This is a genomic window from Methylobacterium sp. WL103, assembly GCF_008039885.1.
In the GTDB taxonomy this organism is placed as follows: domain Bacteria; phylum Pseudomonadota; class Alphaproteobacteria; order Rhizobiales; family Beijerinckiaceae; genus Methylobacterium; species Methylobacterium cerastii.
Map to the genome: position 1 here is coordinate 1 of NZ_VRUX01000309.1, position 5,004 is coordinate 5,004.

Consider the following 5,004-nt stretch of genomic DNA (forward strand, 5'->3'; position numbering starts at 1 on the left):
GCCCACGGCTTCGTCTCGCGCCTGCCCGAGGGCTACGAGTTCCGCGTCGGCCCGGCCGGCGGCCGGCTCTCGGGCGGCGAGCGCCAGCGCATCTCGCTCGCCCGCGCCTTCCTCAAGGACGCGCCGATCCTGCTCCTCGACGAGGCGACCTCGGCGCTGGATTCCGAATCCGAGCGCCTGGTGCAGGACGCCCTGACCCGGCTGATGAAGGGCCGCACCACGCTGGTCATCGCCCACCGGCTCTCGACCGTGCGCGAGGCCGACCTGATCGTGGTGATGGAGGCCGGCCGGGTCGTCGAGACCGGGCGGCACGAGGCGCTGATCGCGCAGGGCGGCGCCTACGCCCGCCTGCACCGGATGCAGCTGTCCGACGATCCCGCGGAGCCGGCGACCGTGCCGTGAGCCGACCCGCCCCGGCCGTGAAGATCCGACGGCGGGCACCCGCGAGACGCCTCCGAGCCGGGTCGGGAGCGGTCGGTCCGCTTCGGGCCACGGCCGGCGGCAGGGGAACGTTCGAGGACCTCCGCCTCGGCGAGCGGAGGCTTTTCAGCCCGCCGAAACCACCGCCATCGGCGGCAAGCGCCGGGACCGTCGCCGTCTTTACAACGTGCGCATTTGCGTCTCTGTTGCACCCCGTACTCGCCGGACGACGGTCGACGACAAACGGGGACGCCAACCCCGGACCATGGGGATGAGGCAATGCTGGATCAGGGATCACCCCACCGTGAGTGGGCCGGTCTGATCACGGAGGGGATCGCGGAAGCCGCGTATGTCCGCGAGGATTATGCGCGGCGAAGATCCGTCGACCAGGCCCGGCAGCGAACCCTCGCGCTCGGTCGCATCGTCCAGACGGACATCATCCCCCGGCTGATGTTGCTCGATCGCGGCGAGCGGCAGGTCCGGTCGGACGTGCTGCCGAAGCTGGATACGGAAACGGTCGCGGGCTTCACGGATCTGATCCTCGGGCACGACGTCGCGGCCCTCCTGAGCGCGTTCACGGCCCTGACGGCCAAGGGTTACTGCGTCGACGACCTGTTCCTCGACCTGCTCGCACCTTCGGCGGCTCTGCTGGGACGCATTTGGGACGACGACCTGTGCGACTTCATCGAGGTCACGGCCGGCCTCGCCCAACTCCAGTTCCTGCTGGCCACGTTCCGCTCGGACGGAGGCCTGGCGCCCTACGACAGCGCGCGCCGTATCCTGCTCATGGGAGCACCCGGCGAGCTCCACACCTTCGGCTTGGCGATCGTCGAGCAGTTCCTGCGGAAGGCCGGCTGGCACGTGGCGAGCGGCCTCGCCTCCACGCCCGAGGAGATCGCCGATCTCGTCGGGTCGGAATCGTTCGGCGTGGTGGGTCTGACGCTGAGCTGCGAGAGCCGCCTGGATCAGCTCGCCGCATCGATCCAGGCGGTACGACGGGCGTCGCTCAATCCTTCGATCGGCGTCATGGTCGGGGGACCCGTCTTCCTGGAGCATCCCGAACATGTCGCCCGGGTCGGCGCCGACGCCTCGGCGGTCGACGCCCCCACCGCGGTGCTGCTTGCACAGAGGCTGCTGTCGTCCGCAGGCGCCGAACGCTCGCCCAGGCCATGACGCCGACGGGCGACGTCCTCGGCTTCCACGGATCCTCGGAGCTTTCGAACGACCGCATGTAGATCGCTCTGCCAATCCGACGTCCTGACAGGATCCAGCAGCAATGTCTGTCGTTCAGCTCATCTATGCCTCACGCCCTTTCGGGTTCGACCAAGCGATGCTCAACGGCATCCTATCGCAATCGCGGCGTTGCAACGCGCGCGATGGGATCACCGGCGCTCTCATTTGCAGGGCGGATGTCTACATGCAGTTGCTGGAGGGCTCGGCCGAGGTGCTGGATGCCACCTATGCCCGGATCTTGAGGGACGACCGGCATCTGGAGATCCGGCGGTTGTCCTATCACCCGGTGACGGACCGTTTATTCCCCGGCTGGGCGATGCGCGACGATCCGGCCCGCTCCTGGATGTGGTCGCAAGCCGAAGTTGCCAACGGAGCGATCGATCAGGCGACTCCGCTGCAGGCGCTCAGAATATTCGAGCGGCTCGCCGCCGAACCCGCATACGACGACGCGTAACGCGCATCGGGAACGACGCGCATCGGGAACGACTCGGCGTTCTTCGAAAGATGGATGGCCGACAGCCTGATCGAACCGATGCTGTCCGGTGGATGCGGGCGCCGCCAGTGTCCCATCCACGCCTCGGTCTCCCTGCCGCCAACGAAGCGATCTCACCCATGTTCGATGAGTACGGCATTCCGCGCGGCGCCGAGTCGGACGACGCGACGTTGGTCCCTCTGTACCATTTCGTCTATTGCAGTCGTGCCGCGGAACACGTCGACGACGCCGAAGTCACCCGCATCGTCGAAGCGGCCAAGCGCAACAATCTTGCCCACGGCATTACCGGCGTGCTGGTCTTCGGCAGCGGCGTTTTCTTCCAGTGGATCGAGGGGCCGGCCGCCGAGATACGGAAATTGATCGCGACCCTGCATCGAGACGAGCGCCACTACGATATCGTTTCGCTGAGCCAGAGCGAGGAGGAACGAGAGCGCCTCTATCCGGATTGGGACATGGAGCGGGTCGAGGCCGACGACATCCGGCTCGTGCTGCAGGACGCCCTCGAAAGCGCGGAAGACAAGAACAACCGCGTGGCGCTGACGCGGATCCTCGAACAACTCGGTTCGGGTTCGCTCGAGCCCATCGGTCGAGGTTGATCGGGGCCACGTCCGCTTCCCGGCAGGCCTGGAGGGCGACGGATCCGGCCACGTCCGGTCGACTTCGGACGCGGCCGGATGGCACGACGGGTCGGAATGCCTCCGCTTGCACCGGGTCTCATGGGTGGGAATCCGTGAGGTCCGGCGGATCGCCGCCGCCCCGTGGTCGCGGCGGTCAGACCGCGACGGGTCGGGCCGATCGTGGTCCGGTGTTCGGTCTTCGAGGGTGTCGCCGACGGTCGGCGCGGCGGATCACGGTCGGGACCAGGGATGGCGGGCGAGACCTTCGGAACGACGGCGGACGGCGAGACGGTGACGCGCTTCACCCTCGGGCGGGGCGCGCTTCGCGTCCACGTGCTCGATTACGGCGGCATCGTCACCGCGATCGAGACGCCCGACCGGGCGGGCCATGCGGCCGACGTCGTGCTCGGGCTCGACTCGGTGGCGGGCTACGAGACCAAGAGCCCGCATTTCGGCGGCCTGATCGGGCGCTTCGCCAACCGCATCGCGAACGGGCGCTTCGCGATCGACGGCCACGCCTACGCGCTGCCGACCAACGAGCCGCCGAACGCGATGCATGGCGGCCCGCGCGGGTTCGACCGGCGGATGTGGCGGGTGGAGTCGGCCGACGACAAGCATCTCACGCTCGCGCGCCGATCGCCCGACGGCGAGGAGGGCTTTCCGGGCAACCTCGACGTGACCGTGACCTACAGCCTGCCCGAGGACGGGACGTTGCGGATCGACTACCGCGCGCAGACCGACCGCCCGACCGTGCTGAACCTGACCCACCACGGCTACTTCAACCTGGCGGGCGAAGGCGCCGGCGACGTCGGCGAGGCGCTCGCTCTCCGGCGCCATCGTGGCCCAGAGGGTGTTGGATAGGGTGATCGCGTTGCCGTTCAGGCTGAGCGACAGCGGCACGATCAGGTCGGAGGGCGGCCCCGACAGGGCGAGCGCGCTCGCCAACGCCAGCGGCGCCAGGATGTGCGCGGCGTCGAGGTATCCGAGCGCCAGCCGGTCGCGCAGCGTCGCCCAGGACGGCTCGGCGGTCAGCTCCAGGTCGAGTCCCTCGGCGCGGGCGAAGCCCATCTCGTGGGCGGCGATCACGGGGGCTGCGTCGCAGAGGGGCACGTAGCCCAGATGAAGTCTCATCTGCGAAGCCTCCTCGGCGAAGTCACTGGCGCCCTCATCCGAGCAGGTCGGCCGCGGTGACGATCGCCCGCGCGATGTCGGCGATCTTCCGCTTCTCGTTCATCGCCTTCTTGCGCAGCTGCTTGTAGGCCTCGTCCTCGGACAGGCCCTTCATGCTCATGAGGATGCCCTTGGCGCGCTCGATCAGCTTGCGATCGGCGAGCTCGCCGCGCGCCTCCGAGAGCTCCCGCTGCAGGCGCGAGAACGCGTTGAAGCGCAGGATCGCGATGTCGAGGATCGGCTTGATCCGCTCGGGGCGCAGGCCGTCCACGACGTAGGCCGAGATTCCCGCGTCGACCGCCGCCTGCATCATCGTGGCGTCCGAGCGGTCCACGAACATCGCCACCGGCCGCTCGACGTGGCGCGCGACGCCGGACATCTGCTCCAGGATGTCCCGGCTCGGGCTTTCCAGGTGGATCACCACCACGTCGGGGGCGAGCGCGGCGACGCGCTCCATCAGGTCGGCGGTGTCTGCCATCACCACGACGCGACCGATCCCGGCGGCGCGCAGGCCCTCCTCCAGGATCGCGGCACGCGCCCGGCTCGGATCGATCACGGCGACGGTGAGGCTAGTGTCTGACATCTGGGCCCGGTGCTGGGCGACAAATCGGATCGCGGCGACGCATGCCGCCGGCTGCCCCGCAAGGCAAGCGTCGTGCCCCGGATCGCCAGGGCGATCGCTTGAAAGCGCCGGCTCTCTTTTCTTCGGTCTCGATCGCCGGCGCCTGCCTCCACGGGTTTGGGCTTTCGCTCCGCGGGGCGCCCTTCGCGCCCTGCCGGATCGCTCCGGGCAACGGAGCGGAAAGGAAACGGTCCAGCTTCCGCCGCAAATTGGGGTCATCCGGGATGCCGTCGCGACGGTCTTAGGGGGTTCGAAGCATCGGATGTCGAAGCCAGACCCCTTCGCGACCCTGGACGGCGGCGGTTCCGGCCGGCTTTCCCTCCCCTTCCTGCCGACCCTGGCTACGGCGCTCGTGATCGGGGCAGCCTCGCTCCTGTGCCGCGAGCCGGCCCAGGCACCGGCCGTCCCGGCGCCCTCCGCCTCCGTCGCGCCCCACGCCTTCCATGCGG

At 69.1% G+C, this 5,004-nt stretch carries 5 protein-coding genes and 3 pseudogenes; 6 read left to right on the forward strand and 2 right to left on the reverse strand.

The features are described from left to right. The 5 genes and pseudogenes from FV222_RS17045 to FV222_RS17065 form a co-directional block, all read left to right on the forward strand. Positions 1 to 402 (forward strand): ATP-binding cassette domain-containing protein (locus tag FV222_RS17045; RefSeq protein WP_147815218.1); only part of this gene is annotated, 402 nt, incomplete at its 5' end. Positions 403 to 699: 297 nt separating this feature from the next. Next, positions 700 to 1,593: a cobalamin B12-binding domain-containing protein gene (locus FV222_RS17050; RefSeq protein ID WP_147815220.1), complete on the forward strand. Its 894-nt coding sequence runs from the start codon at positions 700 to 702 to the stop codon at positions 1,591 to 1,593. 103 nt (positions 1,594 to 1,696) lie between these two features. Beyond that, complete coding sequence (locus tag FV222_RS17055) at positions 1,697 to 2,107, forward strand: BLUF domain-containing protein (RefSeq protein WP_147750765.1); 411 nt, start codon at positions 1,697 to 1,699, stop codon at positions 2,105 to 2,107. A gap of 158 nt (positions 2,108 to 2,265) precedes the next feature. Then, positions 2,266 to 2,742, forward strand: coding sequence for a BLUF domain-containing protein (locus FV222_RS17060; RefSeq protein WP_147765103.1), 477 nt, complete (start codon positions 2,266 to 2,268; stop codon positions 2,740 to 2,742). Between the two features lie 270 nt (positions 2,743 to 3,012). Beyond that, a pseudogene (locus FV222_RS17065) lies at positions 3,013 to 3,573 on the forward strand (galactose-1-epimerase); the annotation flags it as partial. On the opposite strand, the pseudogene FV222_RS17070 reads toward FV222_RS17065, so the two are convergent. Both FV222_RS17070 and FV222_RS17075 read right to left on the reverse strand, forming a co-directional pair. Then, positions 3,553 to 3,894 (reverse strand): annotated as a pseudogene (locus FV222_RS17070) (ABC transporter substrate-binding protein); the annotation flags it as partial. The pseudogenes FV222_RS17065 and FV222_RS17070 overlap by 21 nt on opposite strands. 34 nt (positions 3,895 to 3,928) lie before the next feature. Beyond that, entirely contained in the window at positions 3,929 to 4,516 is a 588-nt protein-coding gene (locus FV222_RS17075) for an ANTAR domain-containing protein (protein ID WP_147751501.1), read from the reverse strand. A gap of 301 nt (positions 4,517 to 4,817) precedes the next feature. Here FV222_RS17075 and FV222_RS17080 point away from each other — a divergent pair. Further along, positions 4,818 to 5,004 (forward strand): annotated as a pseudogene (locus tag FV222_RS17080) (hypothetical protein); the annotation flags it as partial.